The sequence below is a fragment of the Mesorhizobium sp. M6A.T.Ce.TU.002.03.1.1 genome, assembly GCF_003997275.1.
GTDB classification, from domain to species: domain Bacteria; phylum Pseudomonadota; class Alphaproteobacteria; order Rhizobiales; family Rhizobiaceae; genus Mesorhizobium; species Mesorhizobium mediterraneum.
The window spans coordinates 16,748-39,375 of the sequence record NZ_RZTI01000050.1; the positions used below are offsets into that span (position 1 = coordinate 16,748).

20 protein-coding genes are annotated in these 22,628 nt (G+C 63.2%); 9 read left to right on the forward strand and 11 right to left on the reverse strand.

Annotation, left to right across the window (positions count from 1 at the left end; all coding sequences use genetic code 11):
* Window positions 1-7 precede the first annotated feature (7 nt).
* The 3 genes from EOC93_RS16605 to EOC93_RS16615 are packed head-to-tail and all read right to left on the reverse strand — an operon-like array spanning window position 8 to window position 2,570.
* A complete protein-coding gene (locus EOC93_RS16605) occupies window positions 8-928 on the reverse strand; it encodes an ABC transporter ATP-binding protein (protein WP_127205151.1) in 921 nt (306 codons plus the stop codon).
* Window positions 925-1,878 carry an HlyD family efflux transporter periplasmic adaptor subunit gene (locus EOC93_RS16610; protein WP_127205152.1) on the reverse strand — a complete coding sequence of 318 codons (954 nt, stop codon included), beginning with the start codon at window positions 1,876-1,878 and terminating at the stop codon, window positions 925-927. The genes EOC93_RS16605 and EOC93_RS16610 overlap by 4 nt, the downstream gene beginning before the upstream one ends.
* A complete protein-coding gene (locus EOC93_RS16615) occupies window positions 1,875-2,570 on the reverse strand; it encodes a DUF1956 domain-containing protein (RefSeq protein WP_127205153.1) in 696 nt (231 codons plus the stop codon). Before EOC93_RS16615 ends, EOC93_RS16610 begins: the two co-directional genes overlap by 4 nt.
* A gap of 90 nt (window positions 2,571-2,660) precedes the next feature.
* Between EOC93_RS16615 and EOC93_RS16620 the strand changes: the two genes are divergently transcribed.
* The 3 genes from EOC93_RS16620 (at window position 2,661) to EOC93_RS16630 (ending at window position 4,967) form a co-directional block, all read left to right on the forward strand.
* Entirely contained in the window at window positions 2,661-3,134 is a 474-nt protein-coding gene (locus tag EOC93_RS16620) for a CYTH domain-containing protein (protein WP_127205154.1), read from the forward strand.
* Window positions 3,131-4,078 (forward strand): CHAD domain-containing protein, encoded by a 948-nt coding sequence (locus EOC93_RS16625; protein ID WP_127205155.1) that lies wholly within the window; start codon window positions 3,131-3,133, stop codon window positions 4,076-4,078. The genes EOC93_RS16620 and EOC93_RS16625 overlap by 4 nt, the downstream gene beginning before the upstream one ends.
* A gap of 61 nt (window positions 4,079-4,139) precedes the next feature.
* Window positions 4,140-4,967, forward strand: a complete 828-nt coding sequence (locus EOC93_RS16630; protein ID WP_095484701.1) for a lipo-like protein — start codon at window positions 4,140-4,142, stop codon at window positions 4,965-4,967.
* 84 nt (window positions 4,968-5,051) lie between these two features.
* Here the strand turns inward: EOC93_RS16630 and EOC93_RS16635 are convergent, their stop codons facing one another.
* Entirely contained in the window at window positions 5,052-6,257 is a 1,206-nt protein-coding gene (locus tag EOC93_RS16635; RefSeq protein ID WP_245461478.1) for an adenylate/guanylate cyclase domain-containing protein, read from the reverse strand.
* 446 nt (window positions 6,258-6,703) lie between these two features.
* A complete protein-coding gene (locus tag EOC93_RS16640) occupies window positions 6,704-7,504 on the reverse strand; it encodes a helix-turn-helix transcriptional regulator (RefSeq protein ID WP_127205157.1) in 801 nt (266 codons plus the stop codon).
* 113 nt (window positions 7,505-7,617) lie between these two features.
* On the opposite strand from EOC93_RS16640, the gene EOC93_RS16645 reads away from it, so the two are divergent.
* Window positions 7,618-8,478, forward strand: a complete 861-nt coding sequence (locus EOC93_RS16645; protein ID WP_127205158.1) for an SMP-30/gluconolactonase/LRE family protein — start codon at window positions 7,618-7,620, stop codon at window positions 8,476-8,478.
* 44 nt (window positions 8,479-8,522) lie between these two features.
* Here EOC93_RS16645 and EOC93_RS16650 read toward each other — a convergent pair whose 3' ends face one another.
* From EOC93_RS16650 to EOC93_RS16665, 4 genes are all read right to left on the reverse strand, one after another.
* The gene (locus EOC93_RS16650; RefSeq protein ID WP_127205159.1) at window positions 8,523-10,253 is read right to left on the reverse strand and encodes a SulP family inorganic anion transporter; all 1,731 of its coding nucleotides are present in this window, start codon (window positions 10,251-10,253) and stop codon (window positions 8,523-8,525) included.
* Between the two features lie 127 nt (window positions 10,254-10,380).
* Window positions 10,381-10,650, reverse strand: coding sequence for a helix-turn-helix transcriptional regulator (locus tag EOC93_RS16655; RefSeq protein ID WP_095484696.1), 270 nt, complete (start codon window positions 10,648-10,650; stop codon window positions 10,381-10,383).
* Between the two features lie 227 nt (window positions 10,651-10,877).
* The gene (locus tag EOC93_RS16660) at window positions 10,878-11,555 is read right to left on the reverse strand and encodes a phosphatase PAP2 family protein (RefSeq protein WP_127205160.1); all 678 of its coding nucleotides are present in this window, start codon (window positions 11,553-11,555) and stop codon (window positions 10,878-10,880) included.
* A gap of 12 nt (window positions 11,556-11,567) precedes the next feature.
* Window positions 11,568-11,906 (reverse strand): hypothetical protein, encoded by a 339-nt coding sequence (locus tag EOC93_RS16665; protein ID WP_095485095.1) that lies wholly within the window; start codon window positions 11,904-11,906, stop codon window positions 11,568-11,570.
* 207 nt (window positions 11,907-12,113) lie between these two features.
* Here EOC93_RS16665 and EOC93_RS16670 point away from each other — a divergent pair, with 207 nt between their 5' ends.
* Together EOC93_RS16670 and EOC93_RS16675 are read left to right on the forward strand one after the other, a co-directional pair.
* Window positions 12,114-14,135 (forward strand): PhoX family phosphatase, encoded by a 2,022-nt coding sequence (locus EOC93_RS16670; protein ID WP_127205161.1) that lies wholly within the window; start codon window positions 12,114-12,116, stop codon window positions 14,133-14,135.
* Window positions 14,136-14,542: 407 nt separating this feature from the next.
* The gene (locus EOC93_RS16675) at window positions 14,543-15,580 is read left to right on the forward strand and encodes a phosphatidylglycerol lysyltransferase domain-containing protein (RefSeq protein WP_127205162.1); all 1,038 of its coding nucleotides are present in this window, start codon (window positions 14,543-14,545) and stop codon (window positions 15,578-15,580) included.
* Window positions 15,581-15,608: 28 nt separating this feature from the next.
* Here the strand turns inward: EOC93_RS16675 and EOC93_RS16680 are convergent, their stop codons facing one another.
* On the reverse strand, window positions 15,609-16,370 hold the full coding sequence (locus tag EOC93_RS16680) for an ABC transporter permease (RefSeq protein WP_095484692.1): 762 nt from the start codon (window positions 16,368-16,370) through the stop codon (window positions 15,609-15,611).
* On the reverse strand, window positions 16,367-17,293 hold the full coding sequence (locus EOC93_RS16685) for an ABC transporter ATP-binding protein (RefSeq protein WP_095484691.1): 927 nt from the start codon (window positions 17,291-17,293) through the stop codon (window positions 16,367-16,369). The genes EOC93_RS16680 and EOC93_RS16685 overlap by 4 nt, the downstream gene beginning before the upstream one ends.
* A 366-nt stretch (window positions 17,294-17,659) precedes the next feature.
* Here EOC93_RS16685 and EOC93_RS16690 point away from each other — a divergent pair, with 366 nt between their 5' ends.
* The 3 genes from EOC93_RS16690 to EOC93_RS16700 all read left to right on the forward strand — a co-directional run.
* The gene (locus EOC93_RS16690; protein ID WP_127205163.1) at window positions 17,660-19,030 is read left to right on the forward strand and encodes a cytochrome ubiquinol oxidase subunit I; all 1,371 of its coding nucleotides are present in this window, start codon (window positions 17,660-17,662) and stop codon (window positions 19,028-19,030) included.
* Complete coding sequence (locus EOC93_RS16695; RefSeq protein ID WP_127205164.1) at window positions 19,030-20,034, forward strand: cytochrome d ubiquinol oxidase subunit II; 1,005 nt, start codon at window positions 19,030-19,032, stop codon at window positions 20,032-20,034. The genes EOC93_RS16690 and EOC93_RS16695 overlap by 1 nt, the downstream gene beginning before the upstream one ends.
* A 125-nt stretch (window positions 20,035-20,159) precedes the next feature.
* Window positions 20,160-22,628: mechanosensitive ion channel family protein (locus EOC93_RS16700; protein WP_164759163.1), on the forward strand; the 2,469-nt coding region annotated here is incomplete at its 3' end.

The following is a 22,628-nucleotide window of genomic DNA, read 5'->3' on the forward strand; positions in this document are numbered from 1 at the left end:
CCATTTTTCATCCCATGTTGTCCTTCGAGCCGGACATGAACTGGATGAACACATCCTCCAGGCTGGTCTCGCCCGGCGTCACCGTCACGCCCTTGTGCTCTTTCTCGACATCGGCCAGTGCTGCTTCCAGTTCCTTCTTGTCGGAACCGACGACATGCAGCGTCGCGCCGAATGGCGCTACCTGGTCGACGCCGGGGCGGCCGCCGAGTGCGGCAGCAACCTGATCAAGCCGCGGGCCTTGCACGACGAAGGTCGTTAGCCCGGCATTCCTGACCACCTCCTCGACCGTGCCTGACGCCAGCATCTTGCCATACGAGATGTAGCTGATGCGGTGGCAGCGCTCGGCCTCGTCCATGTAGTGGGTGGAGACCAGCACGGTCAGGCCGCCGCTGGCCAGCCGATGGATCTCGTCCCAGAATTCACGCCTGGCTTTCGGATCGACGCCCGCCGTCGGCTCGTCGAGCAGCAGCAATCTGGGCTTGTGCATGATGCAGGCGGCCAATGCCAGCCGCTGCTTCCAGCCGCCGGACAGCGTGCCGGCCAACTGGTCCTTGCGCGAGGTCAGGCCGAGCTCCTCCAGCGTCTTAGCCACATGCTCGTCGAGTGGCTTCAACCCATAGAGCCGCGCCACGAATTCGAGATTCTCGGCGATGGTCAGATCCTCGTAGAACGAGAATTTCTGCGTCATATAGCCGACTTCGCGCTTGATCCTCAGACTGTCGGTGCGGATGTCGAAGCCGAGCACCGTGCCGTCGCCCTCATCCGGCGTCAGCAGCCCACACATGATGCGGATGGTCGTCGTCTTGCCCGAGCCGTTCGGGCCGAGGAAGCCGACGATCTCGCCTTCGGCCACCGTCATCGTCACATGGTCGACGACGGTCTTGTCACCGAAGCGCTTGACCAGGCCGTGAACGTCGATGACGTTCATTTGCCGATGTCCGCCAGATCGACATCGACGATCTGCCCCGGCTGCAGGGCGCTGGCGTCGCCCTCCGGCCGCGCCTCGACCAGGTAGACCAGCTTCTGCCGGGTCTCCAGTGAATAGATCACTGGTGGCGTGAACTCCGGGTCCGGCGACACGTATCTGACGCGAGCCTTCACGTCCGGCCCGCAGCCATCGCAATGGACATTAAGCAGCGTACCGACTTTCACCGACGAGAACGCACTTTCCGGCACATAGACGCTGAGCTTCACCGCGCCGTCCGGCAGCATCGAAATGACCGGCGCGGTCGGGCCGGCCGTATCACCGGGGTTGCGGATCACGTCGTTGACGCGGCCGGGCGACGGCGCCGCCAGCACGCGCTTCGAAAGCCGCCATCGCGCCTGCTCGAGCGCCGATTGCGCCTGACTGACCTGATTGTCGGCGGCCTTGATCGTCTCGGGCCGTGCCGGCAGGCCGCCAACGGCGAGATTGGCTTCCGCCTGGCCGACCTGCGCGTTGGCTGTCTCCAGCGTGGCCGAGGCGGTATCAAAATCGGCCTGCGTGCCGGTGCCGCGTTTGAACAAATCGCTGGCGCGGGTGTATCTGCGTTTGGCGTCGGCGGCTTGCGCCCTGGCCATGTCGACCTGCGCCTTGAGCACCTCAATCTCTTCCGGCCGCTTGCCGACCTGCAGGTCGGCAAGTTGCGCCTGGGCCTGGGCAAGCGCCGCCTCGGCTTGCGCGACGGCTATTCTTGCGTCGGCGCTTTCAAGCGTCACCACCGGCGTGCCCGGCGCGACGCGGTCGCCGCGCTTGACCGAAATCGTCTCGACCTGCGCCACCTCGATCGGCGCGAGCAGCACATAGTCGCCCTCGACATAGCCGACGGCGAGCGGCGCGGCCGGTGCGCAGGCGCTGAAAAGCAGGGCGGCGAGCGGCAGAGAACAAAGAAAACTCATGACCTACGATCCTTCCGGGCGGCCAATATGGCCCCAAGGTTATCCGTCACCGCCGCTGCGATCTTAGCGGCCTCGGCGTCGCCGATCGCGCGCCAGCCCATGCGGCGCATCACCGCCTCGCGGCCGATGCGGAAATAGACGACCTGGCCGATCAGCGTGAACACGGTGAGCCGGGTAGCCTCACTCTCGGCCGGCTCCCCCGTCGCCTGTTCCCAGATCAGGCACAGCCGGCGATGCGCCGGTTCGAACACACCGTCATAGATACGGTCGAGCGCGGCGGTTGGATGGGACAGCTCGCGCAGGACGAACTGCACGATCTCGCCGGCTTCCGGCCTTGCCGCGATGAAGGCCACCATCCGCTCCAGTGCGACGAATAAATGTGCCCGCGCTGCCTCGGGATCGGCCATTGCCGCCGCGGGCGCTTGCAGATTGCCGATCGCCTGGCCGGCAATGGTCTGGATGGTGTCGACGATATAGTCGGCCGCGGCGTTGCGGAGCCCTTCCTTGCCGCCGAAATGATAGGCGATCGAGCCGATATTGGCCTTGGCCTCAGCCGCGATCTCGCGCGTCGACGTGCCGTCGAAACCCTGGCGTCCGAACAGTTTCAGCGCCGCGCGGACAAGTGCCGTGCGCGTCATGTCGGCGGGGGAAGCCTCGCGCCGCGGAGTTTTGGCGTTTGTCGATTTGCTCATGATAAACGATTTAATCAATCGAATGATTAAAGTCAACCCGGGCTATCGCCGCCTTGCCATCTCTAGCCGCACGCGCTTTAGTGTGAAGCCATGGTCAAGGAAATCGAGCGCAAGTTCCTGGTCTCCGGCAATGAGTGGCGGGATCTGGTCGAAGCGGATATCCGCATTCGCCAGTTCTATCTCGCCGCCGCATCCGGCCGCTCGGTGCGCGTGCGCATCAGCGACGGCGCCTCGGCAAAGCTGACACTCAAATTCGGCAGCAAGGCCCGCGAACGCGACGAATTCGAATATCCGATCCCTCTGGCGGACGCGGAAGAGATGCTGGCCTTCGCCATCGGACGTGTCATCGAGAAGACACGCCACCATGTTAGGCATCGCGGCCATCTCTATGAAGTCGATGTCTTCGGCGGGATGCTTAGTGGTCTGGTGGTCGCCGAGCTCGAGACGCCTGAGGACGTGCCGGACGAAATGCTGCCAGATTGGCTCGGCCGTGAAGTCACCGGCGAGCAGAGGTTATACAACGCGTCGCTCGCCCTCGAGGGGATTCCGGAGATCGCCGCATGATCTATCGCATCAATCCGCGCCTGCCGTTGACCGGCGAGGTTAGGCGCATCCTCGCCGAGGAGATCGGCAAGGCGCTGGTCCATCTGGACACGGCGCGCGACAGGCCGGAACAGGGGCTGCACAAATGCCGCAAGCGGCTGAAGAACGTTCGCGCCTTGCTGCGCCTGGTCCGTTCCGGAGACGAAACATTTTGCGTGACCGAGAACCAGTGTTACCGCGACGTTGCAGCCCTGCTTGCCGGTCCGCGCGAGGCGACCGCGCTGGTTGAAACAATCGACCGGCTGGCAGCAAGCTTTCCCGAACAGAGCGCGGGTGGCGGTCTCGATGCCGTTCGCGAGACGCTCGTCGCGCGCCAGCACGAACTGCATGGTGGAGCAGGCCTCGACGCTGCAATAGGCGCGGCGATTGCGGCTTGCGAGGAGGGCATCAGCCGGATCGACATATTGGTCTTGCCCGACCAGCCCGAACAGGCCGCCGATGTGCTTGCCGACGGCGCCCGCATCACCCTGCGCCGCGCCAGAAAGGCGCTGGACAAGGCTGGCTCGCGCGGCGAGGCCGATGATTTCCACAATCTGCGCAAGGCGGCAAAGACCCACGGCATGCATCTGTCGCTGCTCGGAAGGCTGTGGCCGACGCCGATCAAGGCCCGGCGCAAGGCGGTCGACGAACTCGGCGAAAGACTGGGCGAATTGCATGATGTGTTCGTCATGTGTGAACTTCTCGATGCCGACGACCGGCCGCTCGGCTCTCCTCAAGAAACGAGGCTTCTGAGCAAGCTGTTGAAGCGCTCGGAGAAAAGCCTGAAGAAGACCTGTCTCGCCGTCGCAGCCGGTCTGTTCGGCGACAGCCCCAGGCGCTCGACAAGGAAACTTGCGCGCAAGGCGCGCGACGATCTGGCCGCCGCGCCGCGCGAAGAGGCCGGCGCGCCCGGCGCCGCCGGCTGACGCAGTCCTTCGGTTCGGGATCATGGTCTAGGCCGCCGGCCTGTGGTAATCGCCGTCTGGCATGATCGAGACCGGTGACACGCTTCTGGACCGACTTGGCCGCTGGCTTGCCGGCCGGCTGCAGGAGGAATCATCCGGCTACGAGCCTTACACGCCGTCCGATGCCGAAACGCTGCGCCGAACGCTCGAGCCCGGCGACATCCTGCTCATCGAAGGCAACCAGAAGATCTCGGCAGCGATCAAATACCTGACCCAGTCGACCTGGTCGCATGCCGCCTTCTATGTCGGCGATGCCTTGCCCGAACCGGCAGACGGATCGGAACGGCGCCGCCTGATCGAGGTCACGCTTGGCGATGGCTGCATCGCCGTGCCGCTGTCGCGCTACCGGACTTATAACACGCGCATCTGCCGGGCGAGCGGTCTGGCGCCGGAAGATCGCGACGAGGTCGTTGCCTTCATGATCGGCAAGCTCGGCCTCAGATACGATCTCAAGAACATCTTCGACATGCTGCGCTACTTCTTCCCGACACCGCCGGTGCCGGTGCGCTGGCGCCGCCGCATGCTGGCTTTCGGTTCCGGCGACCCGACCCGGGCCATCTGCTCCTCGCTGATCGCCGAGGCCTATGGCCAGATCCGCTATCCGATCCTGCCCGAGATCACCCGGGCGCCCGGCCGTGCCTCGGCCCAGTCGAATTATTCGCGCAAGGAAATCCTGCACATCCGCCACCACTCGCTCTACACGCCGCGCGATTTCGACCTGTCGCCGTATTTCCGCATCGTCAAGCCGACGCTGGAATACGGGTTCGACTACCGGGCGGTGACCTGGGAGGACAAGGCAGGCACAGACGCCGCAGCCGCGAAGGCTGGAGCAATCACCTCAGGCACGTGATGGCTTTCGGCCTGGGTCAGGACATACCCCTATGGCGTGGCCGCTATCCGGCCGAGGTGCAGGCGTTTCACATGGCGGCCTATATCACGCCGAGACCGCAACAGCGCCCTGGTTTTCGGCTCTGTGTTCGACCCAAACATGGACCGGTTCGTCCCGGCCGCGGATGCTCACCGGTCCATGATCGCGCGCATTCAACTGTGTCGTGGGCGATTCCGCCTGCGCGGCCTCAATCAGTCGTGACCCAAAGCAAATATTCGCCTGAAGCTCACGGCAGAGCGCTTGCAAACGGCTGGCGACGTTGACGGTGTCGCCCACCACCGCGAAGGACAGATTGCGCTCGCTGCCGACCGCGCCGATGACGACTGCGCCATATTGTGCACCGATCCGAACGTCCAGCGGCGGGTACCCCCTGGACACCCGCTGCACATTCCAGTCTTTGAGAGCGGCGATCATCGCTTCAGCGCACTGGATGGCCCGAGTCGCGTCGTTATGGCTGGCTTGCGGAACCCCGAATGTCGCCATGATGCAATCGCCGATATAGTTATCGACTGTGCCATGGTGGTCGAAAACGACCTGCTCCATGCGACGGTGGAACTGACGCAGAAGTTCGAACACTGCTTCGGCCGGATGATCCTCGGAATAGTGTGTGAAGCCGACGATGTCGGCGAACAGCACCGCGATATCCTGCCGGCGGACCGGGCCGAAGGGCTCGTCATCCGTGGCGAGCTGGTCGACGACATTGGGCGAAAAATGCCGGGCGAGATTGGCGCGGGCGCGCTCTGCCTTGACATAGTCTTCCGACAGATGTCGGGAACGAGAGACGACCAGCGCCATGATCGCGCCGATAATCAGCACAACCAACACGTTGGTCGCCTGCGCGAATGTATCGACGAAATTGGGATTGAGATAGAGGTTCAGTCGCTCTGTCATCGGCAGCGAATAGAGGTTCGTCGCCGGAATGACGATTCCCGCATGAAAAATCACCCACCCCACCCCGATCGCCCACGTCAAGGCCGCGAGCGCGCCGAGATAGAGCGCCAATCGTGTCGAAAGGGTCAGCGCGCCAAGGCATACGAAAATCAGCAGGAATTTGAAGCTGCCCTCGCGCAGTTGCATCGCGGCCGGCGCGACCTCCAGGGAAAACGGGTTGGGCGTTACCAGCAGAACGGTCAGCAGAATGATGTCCAGCGTACCCACGAGGTAACCGATCCACCATGGCGCGTTGCGACGGCGCGCAAAGAGAAACTGGATCAGGCCGACGAGCTGGAACAGCACGAGGCCCGCCAGCACGAAGAGCAGCGAGGCATCCCAGCGGCTGATCGATGAAAAGAAGCAGGAGATCACGGCGAGCGATGCCGTACGCGCCCAGAACTGCAATGCAGCACCCTGGCGTTCTGCGCGCTCCCGCAAATTTTTCAGGCGCGAATAGCGGCGAAGTTCAAGTGTTGGCGCCGTCGGCATAGGATCACTTCGATTTCACGGGGACGTGTCACGCATTCGGCAAACCCGCCCTCTACTGGCAAATCAGTGCGCGAACTCTACCATGAATGTGGTTTCATTTTTGAAGCGCGGCTGCAAAGAGCAAAAAGTGTCCGGACAAAAGATCATCGTGGAAACTGAAGCAGGACAGGCGGAGGCTTCCCAGTTCAGGTCACCAAAAATGGTGGCAGTCGGCGCCGCCGGAGTGGTGCGCGACAAGCCGCCAGGTACAATCCTGCTCGGGATGATTGGCTGTGTCAGGCCGGCAAAGCACGGCGTCCCTTTGCAGGAGCGACGGGCCGGTCGGACGCCCCGGCATCTCGCGGGTGCGGCCCGATCGGCATGATCGCCGGGAACGGCGTCGCGCCAAAGGCAAACGTCCATTTGTAACCGGTGAGCCCGTCTTCGGGCGTCGTGTGCTGATCGTGATGGGCAAGCAATTTGACGCGTTCCGCCAGCTCCTCCGCCTCACGCTTCACCATTTCCGCCGTCTCCGGCCGCATCCGCCTGGAGAAGCTGACGAAGGTCGCCTCCCGCTCCAGATGCGTGATCGCCCAGCCGATAAAATTCTTGTTGGTCATCTCGAACAGCGGCCGCAGCGGCCCTTCGAAATTCCACTGGATCGGCGTCTCGACCAGCAACCTGGCCGACAGGCCGCGGCCAAGCGCGACCAGGCCCAGCTCCTCGAGGTCACGCAGATAGAGGAACATCGAGGCCTCGCTCAACCCTTGTGAGCGCATGATGCCTTCGGGCGTGAATTTCTCGGAGAGCATGACGAAGATGAACAGCAGCGCCGGCCGGCTGGCGAGCTTGCGCTCGATGTCCGACGCGATGTGGTTGGCCGGCCCCGGTCCCCTGTTCATAGAGCCGAGCACGTTTTCCAGTTCCACGCCGGCAGCGGCGCAAATCTCCACCAGCCGGTCGAGCTTGCAGTTGCGCTCGTGGAAAATTCGCTTCACCGTCGGCTCGGAAACGCCCATGCGCTCGGCAAGCACGCGATAGGTGACGCCCTTTGCCTTGAGCGTCCGCTTCAGCGCCTCGAAGATCAGGCCATTCATGCGATGCACCTCTTTCCCGCAGTTTCGTATCGATTTTCGATATTAGCTGTAATCAGCCTTCCAGAAAAGTATCGGAAAACCTAGGTCTCCGCTGTCATCACAGGAGACTCGCCATGAAAACCCTTATCCGCTCGACACTTCTCGCCGTCATCGGCATCGCAACGATGCCCACCGCCCATGCCGGCGAAATCTGGCGCGCAGCCGGCTTCGAGCAGCCGGAATCAGCGCTGTTCGATGCCGCCAACAAACGCCTCATCGTTTCCAACATCGTCGGCAATCCCAGCGAAGCCGACGGCAACGGCTATCTGTCGGTGCTATCGCTCGACGGCAAGGTCACCACCCGGCACTGGACCGACGGCATGGACGCACCCAAGGGCATGGCGATCTCGGACGGCAAACTCTACGTCGCCGATATCACCCATGTGCGCGTCGTCGATCTCGAAAGCGGCAAGCTGATTTCGACCATTGATGTGCCGAATGCTGTCTTCCTCAACGACATGACCGCCGATGCTTCAGGCAAGGTCTATGTCACCGACATGCTGGCCGAAGCCATTTACCGCATCGATGGCGGTCGGCCGGAATTGTTCGCGAAGGACGCAGCCCTTGCTTCGCCCAACGGCATTTTCGCCGATGGCAACAGGCTGATCGTCGCCTCCTGGGGCAAGGGCATCAAGCCGGATTTCAGCACCGCGGAGCCGGGCGGCCTGCTTTCGGTCGATCTCGCCACCAGGACAGTTTCGCACCTGCCCGGCGCGCAAAAATTCGCCAACCTCGACGGTGTCATTGTCGTCGGCGACAGCGTCTACGCCACCGCCTACATGGCCGGCACGCTCTACCGTTACAAGGCTGGCGGCAAGCCTGAGGCAGTCGCGACTTTCAAGCCGGGCAGCGCCGACATCGGTACCGACGGCAAGTCGACCATCTATGTGCCGCAGATGAACGAGGGCGAAGTCGCGGCGCTCTCCCTCGACTGAGCTTCCCCAGCGATTGACCGCCGACCGGCTATTCCGGTCGGCGGTTACTCCGCCTCCGTCCTCCTTGCCAGTTGCGCCCGCGCATCCCGGATCGAGGCGGCGTATGTCACCAGCGGCCGCTTGACGCCGTGGTTGATCAGCATGCGCCGCGTCTGCGGCGAAGCGCCTGATATGATGAAGCGCACGCCGGCGCGCCTCGCCTTGTGGGCGGCACCCTCAATGACGTTGGCGGCCGTCGAATCGAAGAACGGCACCGCCGAGCAATCGAGGATGAAGTTCTTGCGCTGGTCGGCGATGCGGTCCAGCACCGTGCCGACGGTCGAAGCGGCGCCGAAGAAGAATGCGCCAGAGATCCGGTAGACGACGGTATCGGCGTCGCTCGCCTCGCTGGAATCATAGGCGCCGCCACCGTTGCTGCCGTCAGCGACATCGTCCTGCACCAGCGGCAGGTCGGTCTCCACGGCGATGCTCTTGGCCATACGGTCGATGAACAGGATCGAGCCCAGCGCGAAGCCGACAATGATGCCTTCGGTAAGATCGCGGAACACGACGATCAGGAAGGTCGCCATCAGCACCAGTGCGTCGCCGCGTGAGGCGCGCAGCAGGGTGGCAAAAGCCTGTTTTTCGAACATGTTCCAGCACACCACCGCCAGCACGCCGGCAAGAGCTGCGAGTGGGATGTAGCTGGCCAGCGGCGCCGCCACCAGCATGAAGACAAGCAGGAACAGCGAGTGCAACATGCCCGAAACCGGCCCGTGCGCGCCGGACCGCACATTGGTCGCGGTGCGGGCAATGGTGCCTGTGGCGCAGATGCCGCCGAACAGGGCGGAGGCGATGTTGGCGAACCCTTGCGCCACCAGTTCGCAATTGGAGCGGTGCCGACGTCCCGTCATGCCGTCGGCGACCACGGCCGACAGCAGCGATTCGATGGCGCCGAGCAGCGCGAAGGCAACGGCGTCCGGCAGCACCGCGATCGCCTTGTCGAGGCTGAGCGCCGGCAGCGCCGGAAAAGGCAGGCTGCGCGGAATGCCGCCATAGCGCGTGCCGATCGTTTCCGCCGGCAGCGCCAGCAGCGCCACGACCAGCGAGGCGAGCCCGACGGCGATCAGCATGCCCGGCCAGCCAGGGCGCCACCGCTTCAGCCCGACAATGGTGGCGATGGTCAGCACCGCCACCAGCGTCGCCGAGATGTTGAGCGTTCCGGCGGCCTCACCGATCGCCACGAGCTTCGGCAGCAGTGGCCCGGGCTCGTTGCCGGCGAGCTTCAGCCCGAACAGTTCGACGATCTGTCCGGAAAAGATGATGATGGCGATGCCCGCGGTGAAGCCGACGGTCACCGGGTAGGGGATGAATTTGATATAGGTGCCGAGTCTGAGATAGCCGATGGCGAGCAGGAAAACGCCGGACATCATCGTCGCCAGAAGCAGCCCATCGATGCCTTCGCGCTGGACCGTCGCCGCCACCAGCACGATGAAGGCGCCGGCTGGACCGCCTATCTGGAAGCGACTGCCGCCGAGCGCCGAGACGATGAAACCGCCGACGATGGCGGTGAACAGGCCGCGCTCCGGCGTCACGCCGGAAGCGATCGCGATCGCCATCGACAGCGGCAGCGCCACGATGGCCACGGTCAATCCGGCGATCGCATCGGCCTTGAAATGCCCAAGCGTATAGCCCTCGCGCAGCACCGTCACCAGCTTCGGTGTGAACAGTTCGGAAAATGCCGGCTTTGCCGGACTTTGGGCCGGTTGATGAATTGCCCGTCGGGTTCGATCCATGGACTACCTTCCGCTCCTGATGCATGTCGCCCAAAAATGCTGAGCGGTTTTGGGGCATGCATAAAACCAAGAAGGCGGCGGGATCGTCGGCAGGACTGTCGGCGGTCGCCGTCGCGACTTTGTCGGCTCAGCCCGGCGGGTTCCGCGGCACGACCGGCTTGAGGCGCACGCCCCTGCCACCGCGCTCGCTGGCCTGGTTCTCGCCGATCAGTTCCACGCCGGCCCCATCGAGGGCCTGGATGACCTTCATCAGCGTATCGACCACGCCCCTGACCACGCCGTCGCTCGCTTCCATGCGCTGAATGGTTGGAAGTGAAACCCCGGCGCGCTCGGCGAGCGTCTTCTGATCGATGCCGGCCAGCGCCCTTGCGGCGCGCATCTGCGCGGCAGTGATCATCGGCTAAAAACCCCCGTCTGAGTCTGCATTCCCATGCATAATACTATCATTTTGATGGTTCAAGCATCATGATGCATATGTCAGACATGCACGCACCAAGATCGGTTGTGTCCTGCAGAGCTTGCGTGCCAGCTAGGACAGTAGGCCCTCGGGCGCCGCAAATTTCGAGGAGAATTAGCCGCAGCGTCGTTCTGACGGCCGGTTCAGCCGCCGTCGGTGTGCCCGCGCTATCGCTGTAGCGTCCGTGCGGCCAGCCAGCACAGCATCGCCCAGGCGAAGCCGGCACACCAGCCGGCCAGCACGTCGGACGGCCAATGAACACCGAGATAGACGCGGCTGATGCCGACCAGCAGGGTCGTCAGCACCGCAAGTGCCAGCACATAGATCTTGGTCGTTCGCCCAGGCAGGAAGCGCGACGCCATGCTGCCCAGCGTCAAATATGTCACCGCCGACAGCATCGCATGGCCGCTCGGAAACGAAAGCGTCGCCACGTCGGCGAGATGCGAGACCAGATCGGGGCGCGGCCGGTCGATTCCGAGCTTCAGCGTGCTCGACAGGGCCTGCCCGCCCGCCACTGCCACGAAAACGAGAAACGCTGGTCCCGGTCTGTGGATCAGCAGCAGATAAACGATCACCGCAGCAGTGATCAGCACGAGCACGCTGGCGCTGCCGAGGCTGGTGAGGTCGCGCATCGCTCCTTCCAGCCATGGCGGTCCGATCGGATTGTCAGGCTGGCCCGCTTCACGGAAAGCGAGCAGGATTTCCGTATCGAAGGCGTGCGGCGTGGTGTCTCGCGCCACCTCCATCAGCTCCTCGAACCCCCACAATCCGCCGGCGATGACCAGTCCGGCCAGCAGCACCGGGAATTCGATCCAGTTGAGCAACTTGTTTGCGGTATTCTTCATCGACCCTCGCAATTACAATTTTTGCAGATAGGGTCCGAGCGTTATCAGCGCCACAGCTGCGACGGCGAGCACGATGCCGGTCGCCTGCAACGCATTGACGCGCTCGCCGAAGAAGACCAGGGCCACGACGTTCACCGACACCAGCTGGATCACCGCCGACAGGCTGAAAGACACCGACATGCCGAATTCACGGATCAGCCTCAGCATGATCAGATTGCCCAGCGAATAGAGCGCCAAGGTCAGAACGATCTTGCCGAGGCTCGGCGCCAGTCCCCATTGCTTCGCCGCCGTCGCCGCCAGCAGGAAGATCACTGTAGAAATGCCGAGCTGCCCCAGTCCCCAAAAACTCACTTTTTGTCCCTCTCGAAGCGGTGCTTCCGCGCCTGCAGCAGATCTTGTTTCCGAAGCGTCGGTCGCGGTCAAGCGGGGCTGATCATGGACATGAAATCGGGGCTGGAAATTGGCCGGCAACGTCATCAAACTGTGATCTCCCGGCGATACGCGGTCAGTCAAGCAAGACGCTCCAGCCATCCCAAAGAAGCCAGAGGCAAGCCCCCCATGACTGAACATCGCTCGACTGAACATCGCTCGACCGAACATCGCTCCCCCGACGCCCAGTTCCGCACCAGTCTGCTCGAGGAAAACGATGGGCCAGGAACCAATCCCACTGACAACAAGACGATGGGCGAGATCATCGCCGCGCGTTTCTCGCGCCGCGGTTTTCTACAGGGATCGCTCGCGGCAACCGCCATCGCCGTCACCGTCAGCCCGCTCGCGCTGATCCTCGCCGACGATGCCCGCGCCGCCGGCGGCTCGGCCTTCACCTTCGACGAGGTCGAGGCAGGCGTCGACGACAAGCATCATGTCGCTCCGGGCTATGACGCCGACGTGCTGCTGCGCTGGGGCGATCCGCTGTTTGCCGATTCGCCGGAATTCGATCCGACTAAACAGTCGGCGCAGGCCCAGGAAAGACAGTTTGGCTACAACAACGACTATGTCGGCTACATCCCGCTCGACGGCTCGGCCGAGCATGGCCTGCTGGTGGTCAACCACGAATACACCAACCCGCATCTGATGTTCCCGGGCCTCGTCACCATCGTCGATGGTGAGGCCAAGCAGGCGCCGCTGAGCAAGGAACAGGTCGATGTCGAGATGGCCGCGCATGGCGGCACCATCGTCGAGATCCGCAAAGTGTCAGGCAAATGGCAGGTGGTGCGCGACGGCAAGCTCAATCGCCGCATCACCTCCAACACCGAGATCGCGCTGTCCGGCCCCGTCGCCGGCCACGACCGCGTCAAGACCAATGCCGACCCGACCGGCACCAAGGTCATTGGCACCGTCAACAATTGCGCCGGCGGCGTCACGCCCTGGGGCACCTATGTCATGGCCGAGGAAAACATCCACGGCTATTTCTCGGGCGAACTGCCGGCCGGTCACGCGGAAGCGGCCAACTACAAGCGCCTGGGCATTCCCGAGGGCGCCTATGAGTGGGCGGCGCATTACGACCGTTTCGACCTCGGCAAGGAGCCGAACGAGGCCAACCGCTTCGGCTGGATCGTCGAGGTCGACGTCAACGATCCGACTTCGACGCCGAAGAAGCGCACCGCCATGGGCCGCTTCAAGCATGAAGGTGCTGAATCGATCGTCGCCAAGGATGGCCGTGTCGTCTTCTATCTCGGCGACGACGAGCGTTTCGACTATGTCTATAAATTCGTCACCACAGGCAAATTCAACGCCGAGGACCGTGCCGCCAACCTGGATCTTCTCGACGACGGCACGCTCCATGTCGCCAAATTCGCCGAGGACGGGTCGGTCGAATGGCTGCCAGTCGTCTTTGGCCAGGGTCCGCTAACCGCCGAGAACGGCTTTGCCAGCCAGGCCGACGTGCTGATCGAGACCCGCCGTGCCGCCGACCTGCTCGGCGCCACCAAGATGGACCGCCCCGAGGATATCCAACCCAATGCCGCCAATGGCAAGGTCTATGTCATGCTGACCAACAATTCGAAACGCAAGGCCGACCAGGTCGACGCCGCCAACCCGCGCGCCGAAAACGCCTTCGGCCACATCATCGAGATCGTCGAGGACGGCGGCGATTTCACTGCTGCCAAGGGCAAGTGGGAAGTGCTGTTGAAATGCGGCGACCCCGCCGTGGCCGAAGTCGGCGCCACCTTCTCGACCGCAACGACCGCCAATGGCTGGTTCGGCATGCCGGACAATTGCGCGATCGATGCGGCCGGCCGGCTCTGGGTTTCGACTGACGGCCAGGGCCCGAAGGCGACCGGCCGCACCGACGGCCTGTGGGCGGTCGACACCGAAGGCGAGGCGCGGGCGACATCAAAGCTGTTCTTCCGCGTGCCGATCGGCGCCGAAATGTGCGGCCCGCTATTCACGCCGGACGACCAGACCGCTTTCGTCGCCGTCCAGCATCCGGCCGATGGCGGCGAAGACTGGGAGCCTTTTGGCCGTCCCTCTTACTATGAGGACTTGTCGACCCGCTGGCCCGACTTCAAGCCCGACATGCCGGTGCGGCCGTCGGTCGTCGCCATCACCAAACAGGGCGGCGGCAAGATTGCGGTCTAGAGCAATTCCAGGAAAGTGTGAAACGGTTTTCCGGGGAAAAGCGCTTAGCGCTTTCCCAAGGGAATTGCGCAAAAACAAAGAGATAGAGCGGTTCGGCGTTTCCGTGAAACGATGAGGCGCTCTAGAGCTCATCTCGCTCCAAGGTCCACGCTGACAAATCGTGAAGGAGGGGTTTCGGCGCGACCGAAGCCCCTCCTTTTTATGCCCAATTGCCAGTTTATGCCCAATTGCTGGGCTTCCGTTCCGTTCTCGCTGCCACCAGTTCATCGGTGCTTACCACGCCGGTTGCGCTCTAAAGGGGACATGCGCGATATGATCGACAATCAGACCGCCCAATGCGACTGATTCGAAGCCCGCGGGCTGGCGGGTATTCCCAATAGCGAAGCGCGGCACGCGGAACCTCGACCATGCCCTCCTTGCGCATTCATTTCGACCGCCTGCTCGAAGGCGCAGCGCCGAAGGTAGAGCGGCGGGAGCTGACGCATGTCGAGCGCCTGGCGCTGGTGCGCCGGCATGGCGATTTTTCGCTCGCCTATTCGACCGCCGTCCAGCGCAACCTTTCTTATTTCGGCGACGCTGACGGCTACATCGCCTTCGGCACCAAGATGAAGCACCATTTCGCGCTTGGCGACCCGGTGGCTCACCCGCCCGATCGGCCCGACTACATCAGGCGTTTCGTCGAGGCCGCCGGTAACCCGTGGTTCGTGCAGATCGGCGAACAGACGGCGCGCGTGCTCGCCGGACTCGGATACCAGGTCAATCGTCTCGGCGTGGATACGCGGCTAGTCCTGCCCGCCCATGATTTTTCCGGAAAGCGCAATGAAACCGTGCGCTATTCCGAGCGCTGGCTGTTGAAGAAGGGGTTTTCCTTTGCCGAGGACAAGCGGACCATCTTTCTCGACGAGATCCAGCGGCTATCGCAGAATTGGCGGGCGGACCGCATCGTCAAGCGATGGGAGATGGCCTTCCTCAACCGTCCCTTCAGCGATCATCTCGGCGTCGACATGCGCCGCTTCGTCCTGCATGGCCCCAATGGCGAGCTCGTGGCCTTGCTCGACTTCGATCCCCTGTTCAGCGGCGGCGAGGTGATCGGCTATACCACCTCGTTCAAGCGCAAGCACGTCGATGCCACGCCGCATGCCGAGATCGGCCTGACCAAATTCGCGGTCGACCGCTTCCGCGAGCAAGGCATCTCCGTCGTCACGCTCGGCCTGTCGCCGCTTGTCGACATCGGACCCAGCGGATTTGCCGAAAGCGACTTCTGGCGCACCTCTTTCCAGCGCGCCTATGGTTCGCCATGGATCAATCGCCGCAAGTTCAACCTGCAGGGGCAGGCTGCTTTCAAACGCCGCTTCCACGGCATCGAGGAGCCGACCTACGTCGCCTTCCGCAAGGGGACCTTCGTCGGGATGCTGGGGCTGCTCCGCTTGGTCAAGTCCATTTGAAAGCGGCCATTTGACCGATTTGGCGGGGTCAGTTCCGCAACCGGTAGCCGGTCCTGAAAATCCAAGCGACGATCGCTATGCAGATAAGCAGGAAAACGACGGTCATGCCGAGGCTGATGCCGATCGAGACGTCGGACTTGCCGTAGAAACTCCAGCGAAAGCCGCTGACCAGATAGAGGACAGGATTGAACAGCGTCACCGTGCGCCAGATGCCGGGCAGCATGTCGATTGAATAGAAGCTGCCGCCAAGGAAGGTCAGCGGCGTGATGATCAGCAGCGGCACCAGCTGCAGCTGCTCGAAGCTCCTCGCCCAGATGCCGATGATGAAACCGAACAGGCTGAACGTCACCGCCGTCAGCACCAGGAAGGCGAGCATCCAGAACGGATGCTCGATGGTCAGCGGCACGAACAGTGACGCGGTCGCCAGGATGATCAGGCCGAGTATGATCGACTTGGTCGCCGCACCCCCGACATAGGCAACGATGATCTCCAGATAGGACACCGGCGCCGACAGCAACTCGTAGATCGAGCCGACGAATTTCGGGAAATAGATGGCGAAGGAGGCGTTGGAGATCGACTGCGTCAGCAGCGACAGCATGATCAGTCCCGGCACGATGAAGGCGCCGTAGCTGATGCCGTCGATCTCGGTGATGCGCGAGCCAATGGCCGAGCCGAAGACGACGAAATAGAGCGATGTCGAGATGACCGGTGAGACGATGCTCTGCAGCACGGTCCGAAAGGCGCGCGCCATCTCCATCTTGTAGATCGCCCAGACTGCTCGCAGGTTCATGCGTCCTTCCTCACCAGATTGACGAAGATCTCCTCGAGCGAGCTGTTTTGCGTGTCGATATCGCGGAACTGGATGCCGGCCGTCTCAAGGTCGCGGAGCAGCGAGGCGACGCCCGGCCGTTCGCTCTGGTTGTCATAGGTATAAGTCAGTTGGTCACCGTTCGGCGAAAGCTCCAGCGCATAACGCGAAAACGTCTCGGGTATGGCGGCGAGCGGGCTGCGTAGCTCCAGCAACAGTCGTTTGCGGCCAAGCGTGCGCATCAGTTCGGCCTTGTCCTCGACCAGCACGATCTCGCCGCGATTGATGACGCCGACGCGGTCGGCCATCGCCTCGGCCTCCTCGATATAGTGCGTGGTCAGGATGATGGTTACGCCATCCTCGCGCAGCCGGCGCACCATCGCCCACATGTCCTGGCGCAGCTCGACGTCGACGCCGGCTGTCGGCTCGTCGAGGAACAGCACCCTCGGTTCGTGCGACAGCGCCTTGGCGATCATCAGCCGCCGCTTCATGCCGCCGGACAGGGTGATCGCCTTGGCGTCCTTCTTGTCCCACAACGACAGGTCGCGCAGCACCTTCTCGACGAAGGCGGGGTTGGCCGGCTTGCCGAACAGGCCGCGGCTGTAGCTGACAGTCGCCCATACGCTCTCGAACGCGTCGATGGTCAGTTCCTGCGGCACCAGCCCGATCAGGCTGCGCGCAGCCCGATAATCCCGGCTGATATCGTGGCCGTCCACGGTGACCGTGCCCGACGAGCGGTTGACGATACCGCAGACGATCGAGATCAGCGTTGTCTTGCCGGCGCCATTCGGCCCGAGCAGCGCAAAGATCTCGCCGCGCTCGATATCGAGGTTGATCTCCTTCAGCGCCTTGAAACCGGTAGCGTAGGTCTTGGTGACCCCGGAAATGGAAATGATGGACGGCATGGCTGAAAAACGGCTGCTTGAAAGAGGTCTGTTGATTTTAATCCGCTGAATGTCGGTGCGCGCAGCCGGAAGTCAATGGCACTCCTGACAGTTCTGGACATTGGCCTGCGAAGACGCATCCACCCCTGCCGCAGTCGTGCGGCCTTTTCCTGTCCGAACGGATGAATGGCCCAACAACTACAAGCCCGGTACCTTGCGGTCCAAGCGGGTCGGAATGTTCGCCATGATGACGAATCCCAGATCATCTAGCCTAAGGTCAGGAATAAAATAGTCCTGCGGCGTTCCGCCTCGCGTGACGCCACGCCGCTTTGACCGGTTGGCGCATCCGGCCTATCTTCTGCCACATAAGCAGCAGCCGGAGCCGCCATGGACCCGCTCATCCTTTCGCGCATTCAGTTCGGCGCGAATATCTCGTTCCATATCCTGTTTCCGGCTATCACCATTGCGCTTGGCTGGATGCTGCTGTTCTTCAAGCTTCGCTATAACGCCACAGGCGATTCCGCCTGGATGCGCGCCTATTTCACCTGGGTGAAGGTGTTCGCGCTGTCCTTCGCCATGGGCGTGGTTTCGGGCGTCACCATGAGCTTTCAGTTCGGCACCAACTGGCCGGGTTACATGAAAACCGTCGGCAACATAGCCGGCCCGCTGCTCGCTTATGAGATCCTCACCGCTTTCTTCCTCGAGGCAGCGTTCCTCGGCATCATGCTGTTCGGCTTCCGCCGCGTCTCCAACCGCATCCACACAATGGCAACCGTGCTGGTGGCCGGCGGCACCACCCTGTCCGCCTTCTGGATCATAGCGCTCAATTCGTGGATGCAGACGCCGGTCGGCTTCGAGATGCGCGACGGGGTCGCCCACGCCGTCGACTGGTGGGCCATCGTCTTCAATCCGTCCATGCCCTACCGGCTCGTCCACATGCTGCTTGCCTCCGGCCTGACGGTTTCGTTCCTGATCGCCGGCCTGTCGGCGCTGCGCTATCTCTATGGCGACCGCTCGGAATCGATGTGGAAGGCATTGCGCACCGGTGTCTTCACTGCGGCGATCCTGATCCCCATCCAGATCTTCGCCGGCGACCAGCATGGCCTCAACACACTGGAGCATCAGCCGCAGAAGATCGCCGCCATGGAGGCCAACTGGAACACCGGTCCCAACGTGCCGCTGGTCCTTTTCGCGCTTCCCGACGAGGCGGCCAAGGAGAACAAATTCGAGCTGACCATCCCCGACGGGGCCAGCCTCATCCTCAGGCACAGCGCCAGTGGGGTCGTGCCGGGGCTGAACGACTATCCCGGCAATCATCCGCCGGTCTTCCCGGTGTTCTGGGGTTTCCGCATCATGGTCGGTACCGGCATTCTGATGCTTGTCGTCTCCTGGTCGGCGGCTTTCTTCCTCAAGCGTCGTCATAGCCTGCCGAAGCCGCTCGCCCTGGCGATGGTTCCGATGGCGTTGTCCGGCTGGCTGGCGACGCTGGCCGGCTGGTACACCACCGAGATCGGCCGCCAGCCCTGGCTGGTCACCGGCGTGCTGAAAACTGTCGATGCCGTCGGCCCGGTCGCCGGCAGCCATGTCGCACTGACGCTTACGATATACCTCATCCTCTACGTGCTGCTTCTGATCGCCTATCTCGGCGTGCTGGTGCATCTGGCGCTGAAGGCAGCGAAGGACGGCGACGCCTCGCCGCTGCCCGGCGTTCTCGACGCGCCGCTGTCGCAGCCGGTTGCCCAACCAGGAGAACGGTGATGAGCTTCGATTGGCCGACCCTGCTCCCTTTGATCTTCGCCGGCCTAATGGGCCTCGCCATCCTGATCTACGTCATCCTCGACGGCTTCGACCTCGGCATCGGCATCCTGTTCGCAGTGGCCGAGGATGCCGAGCAGGACACCATGATCGCCGCGATTGGCCCGTTCTGGGACGCCAACGAGACCTGGCTGGTGCTGGCCGTCGGCTTGCTGCTGGTTGCCTTCCCGCTGGCGCACGGGCTCATCCTCGGCGCGCTCTATATCCCGGTCTTCCTGCTTCTGGTCGGCCTGATCCTGCGCGGCGTCGCCTTCGATTTCCGCGCCAAGGTGCCGGCTGGCAGGAAGCACCGCTGGAACCGCATCTTCTTGCTCGGTTCCGTCATTGCCTCGCTGGCGCAGGGCTACATGCTGGGCGTCTATGTGCTCGGGCTCGATTTCGGCCTGGCGGGCATCGCCTTCGGCGCGCTGGTGGCGCTCTGCCTTGCCGCTGCCTATGCGGCGATGGGCGCGGCTTGGGTCATCTACAAAACGGAAGGCGACCTGCAGAAGAAGGCGGTGCTCTGGCTGCGCAGGGCGCTGGTGCTGACCGCGCTAGGCATGGTCGCCGTCTCACTGGCCACGCCGCTCGCCAGCCCGCGTATCTTCGACAAATGGTTCGTCTGGCCCGCCATGCTCTATCTGTCGCCGCTGCCGATCCTGTCGGCGGTGCTGTTCGGGTGGCTGTGGTGGCAGACCTTCCATCTGCCGAAGGCGGACGATCGCCATGCGCTTATGCCGTTCCTGACGCTGGCCGCCATCTTCACGCTCGGCTTCGCCGGCCTAGCCTGGTCGTTCTATCCCTTCGTCGTACCCGACAGGCTGACCATCTGGCAGGCGGCGTCGGCGCCCGAAAGCCTCGCCATCATCCTGGCCGGCACGGTCGTCGTGCTGCCGATCATCATCTTCTATTCGTTCTATGCCTATCGCGTCTTCGGCGGCAAGGCGACGGATCTGACCTACGATTGACCGGCAAGCGCCGCGATCCGGCGGTGTTCCATGACCCTGCGGAAATAGAATATTCATCTTCCGGGGCAATAACCCTTCTTCGACAGTCCGGCCCCTGCTGCGCGGGCGAGAAGAAGGACAATGCAATGAGCGGTGTCCCCGTCGCATCAGATCGAGTGGCCTTGGTCCTGATCCGCATGATCGCTCTGATCGCGGCGCTTGCCTTGGCCGGCCTGCTGCCGTTCCTGCAGCCGGCGCATGCCCAGGACACGGCCAACTGGACCGGTGCCAACTGGACCGGTGTTTGGGACACGAAATGGCGCGGCGGCGGCGCCGAGATCACGTTCGAGCAGACCGGCGCCGAGGTGAAGGGCGTCTACCCGCTCTATAATGGCCGCATCGAGGCAAAGGCCGAAGGCGAAAAGCTTGTCGGACGCTGGTTCGAGGGCAACCGCCAGGGCGCTTTCCTCTTCGTTCAGTCGCCCGACGGCGAGAGCTTCATGGGGCGCTTCGAAACCGCTACTGCCGAATGGTGGACAGGCGTGCGCGTCAGCGCCGTCGAGGAGATCCGTGTCGACCAGACCAGCCCGATGACGACCATGCGCTCGTTCCTGCAGGCGATGAACGAGAGCGGCGCCGACAATGTGCCGCGCGCAACCGGCGGCGGCATGGGCCTCGCCGCCCGAGCGGCCGGGTTGGTCGATGTCGCCGACGCCGACCGTGGCGGCCTCAACATGCCCGACTACACCAAGCTTCTGTTCAATGTCATCGACAATGCGACCTTCCGCCTCTGGAGCCTGCCGCATGACGCGATCGCGGGCGACGAGGTGAGCGCCAAGCTCCAGCAATATGGCACCAACGTCTCCTTCGACGTCACCTTCCGCCGCAGACAAGGCGAGTGGTTCATCGTCGGGCCGCCGCTCGGCCCGCTCCAGGCCAAGCTCGCCGAATTCCAGGCGGCCCGCGGCGAAGCCGTCGACATGGTCGACAGTCCGAGCAAGCTTGCCTCGCCGCGCGATGCGTTCAAGGTGCTGCTCAGCGGCGTCACCGAGGCCGGCGACCCGGCACAGGCGGCGCTTGATCTGCGCGATTACACTCCAGCCGTGCGCGCCGACGAGGCGGTCCTTCTCGAGCGCTATCTGAAGAAGGTCATCGATCGTATCGGCTATGTCTACTGGCAGGAAATTCCGGACGATCCCAAAAGCAACGCGCCCTATGTCTATTTCGAGCATCCGTCCGGCAACATCGTCATCGGCCCGGTGGAAACGGACCCCGCTGGCACCGGCAACGGCAAGATCTGGCAATTCACGCCCGAGACGCTCGCCAACATCCGCACGCTCTATGCCGATGTGGAAGAGGTCCCGGTGGCGCCGGAATTCGCCGCTTTCGCCAGCAACGACCCGTTCTTCGCCACGCGTGGCCTGGCGCGCGAGATCAGCCCCCGCCTGCTCACCCGCGCCGGACCGATGGAGCGCTGGCAATGGTGGATGCTCGGCCTCGCAGTGCTGGCCGGCATTGCCTTCGGCTTCATCGCCAATGCGGTCATTTCCTTTTTTGCGCCCAGTCAGAACCGTTCGCAGCGGTCGGGTTTCTTACGCGTCGTCGAATGGGCGGTGCGCGCGATCTTCCTCGGTCTTTTCCTTTTGGTGGCATTGCGCCCGCTTGGCCTGCCGCAAGTGGTCGCAGCACCAGTGAAGGCAGTGGCCTGGAGCCTGATCGTGATCGGCTTCGTTCCGGTGGTCTGGCATCTGATCGGCAGGATCGCCGATCGTTACCGCAATATGTGGCAGGTGCCCGGCTATCACGACACGCTGATCTCGCTGTCCACCGGCGTGGCCCGCGTGGCCGTGCTGGTCGTCGCCTTCCTGCTGTTGGCCGAAGTGCTTGCCATCCCCTATGAAGGCGTCATCGCCGGCCTCGGCATCGGCGGCCTCGCCGTGGCGCTGGCGGCGCAGCCGACGCTGCAGAATTTCCTCTCCGGCCTCACGCTCTACGCCGACCGGCCGGTCAGCGTCGGCGACTTCTGCAAGTTCGGCGGACAGTCGGGCACCATCGAGCATATCGGCATGCGCTCGACCCGCATAAGATCGCCCGACCGCACAATCATCTCGGTGCCCAATTCGGACTTCGCCGGCATGCAGATCGAAAATTACGCGCATCGCGACCGCACCCGTTTCGCGACGACGCTGCAATTGCGCTACGAGACCACGCCCGATCAGTTGCGCTATACTTTGGCCGAGCTGCGCAAGCTGCTGATCGCGCATCCGCGCGTCATCGACGATCCGTGTCACGTGCGCTTTGTCGGCTTCGGCCCCTATTCGCTCGACATCGAGGTGTCGACCTATGTCATGACGGCGGACGGGTCCGAGTTCCTCGCCATACGGGAGGACATCCTTTTGTCCATCATCAACATCATGGACGATGCCGGCACGCAGTTCGCCTTCCCCTCGCAGTTGGAGTACACCGCCGCCGATCTGCCGGCCGACGAGGAAAAACGCATCGCGGCCGAAAAACGGGTCAGCGACTGGCGCGAGGCGGAAAACCTGCCTTTCCCCGACTTCAGCCAGATCGAGAAGCTCGCCCTCAACAACACCCACGCCTATCCGCCGCAGGGC

Excerpts from the sequence above, each read along its gene's own strand:
- EOC93_RS16670 (WP_127205161.1), top strand. The coding sequence starts at position 12,114 with ATGACTGAACATCGCTCGACTGAACATCGCTCGACCGAACATCGCTCC.
- EOC93_RS16660 (WP_127205160.1), bottom strand. The coding sequence starts at position 11,555 with ATGAAGAATACCGCAAACAAGTTGCTCAACTGGATCGAATTCCCGGTG.
- EOC93_RS16690 (WP_127205163.1), top strand. The coding sequence starts at position 17,660 with ATGGACCCGCTCATCCTTTCGCGCATTCAGTTCGGCGCGAATATCTCG.
- EOC93_RS16675 (WP_127205162.1), top strand. The coding sequence starts at position 14,543 with ATGCCCTCCTTGCGCATTCATTTCGACCGCCTGCTCGAAGGCGCAGCG.
- EOC93_RS16630 (WP_095484701.1), top strand. The coding sequence starts at position 4,140 with ATGATCGAGACCGGTGACACGCTTCTGGACCGACTTGGCCGCTGGCTT.
- EOC93_RS16620 (WP_127205154.1), top strand. The coding sequence starts at position 2,661 with ATGGTCAAGGAAATCGAGCGCAAGTTCCTGGTCTCCGGCAATGAGTGG.
- EOC93_RS16650 (WP_127205159.1), bottom strand. The coding sequence starts at position 10,253 with ATGGATCGAACCCGACGGGCAATTCATCAACCGGCCCAAAGTCCGGCA.
- EOC93_RS16625 (WP_127205155.1), top strand. The coding sequence starts at position 3,131 with ATGATCTATCGCATCAATCCGCGCCTGCCGTTGACCGGCGAGGTTAGG.
- EOC93_RS16685 (WP_095484691.1), bottom strand. The coding sequence starts at position 17,293 with ATGCCGTCCATCATTTCCATTTCCGGGGTCACCAAGACCTACGCTACC.
- EOC93_RS16605 (WP_127205151.1), bottom strand. The coding sequence starts at position 928 with ATGAACGTCATCGACGTTCACGGCCTGGTCAAGCGCTTCGGTGACAAG.
- EOC93_RS16610 (WP_127205152.1), bottom strand. The coding sequence starts at position 1,878 with ATGAGTTTTCTTTGTTCTCTGCCGCTCGCCGCCCTGCTTTTCAGCGCC.
- EOC93_RS16645 (WP_127205158.1), top strand. The coding sequence starts at position 7,618 with ATGAAAACCCTTATCCGCTCGACACTTCTCGCCGTCATCGGCATCGCA.
- EOC93_RS16695 (WP_127205164.1), top strand. The coding sequence starts at position 19,030 with ATGAGCTTCGATTGGCCGACCCTGCTCCCTTTGATCTTCGCCGGCCTA.
- EOC93_RS16680 (WP_095484692.1), bottom strand. The coding sequence starts at position 16,370 with ATGAACCTGCGAGCAGTCTGGGCGATCTACAAGATGGAGATGGCGCGC.
- EOC93_RS16640 (WP_127205157.1), bottom strand. The coding sequence starts at position 7,504 with ATGAATGGCCTGATCTTCGAGGCGCTGAAGCGGACGCTCAAGGCAAAG.
- EOC93_RS16615 (WP_127205153.1), bottom strand. The coding sequence starts at position 2,570 with ATGAGCAAATCGACAAACGCCAAAACTCCGCGGCGCGAGGCTTCCCCC.
- EOC93_RS16655 (WP_095484696.1), bottom strand. The coding sequence starts at position 10,650 with ATGATCACTGCCGCGCAGATGCGCGCCGCAAGGGCGCTGGCCGGCATC.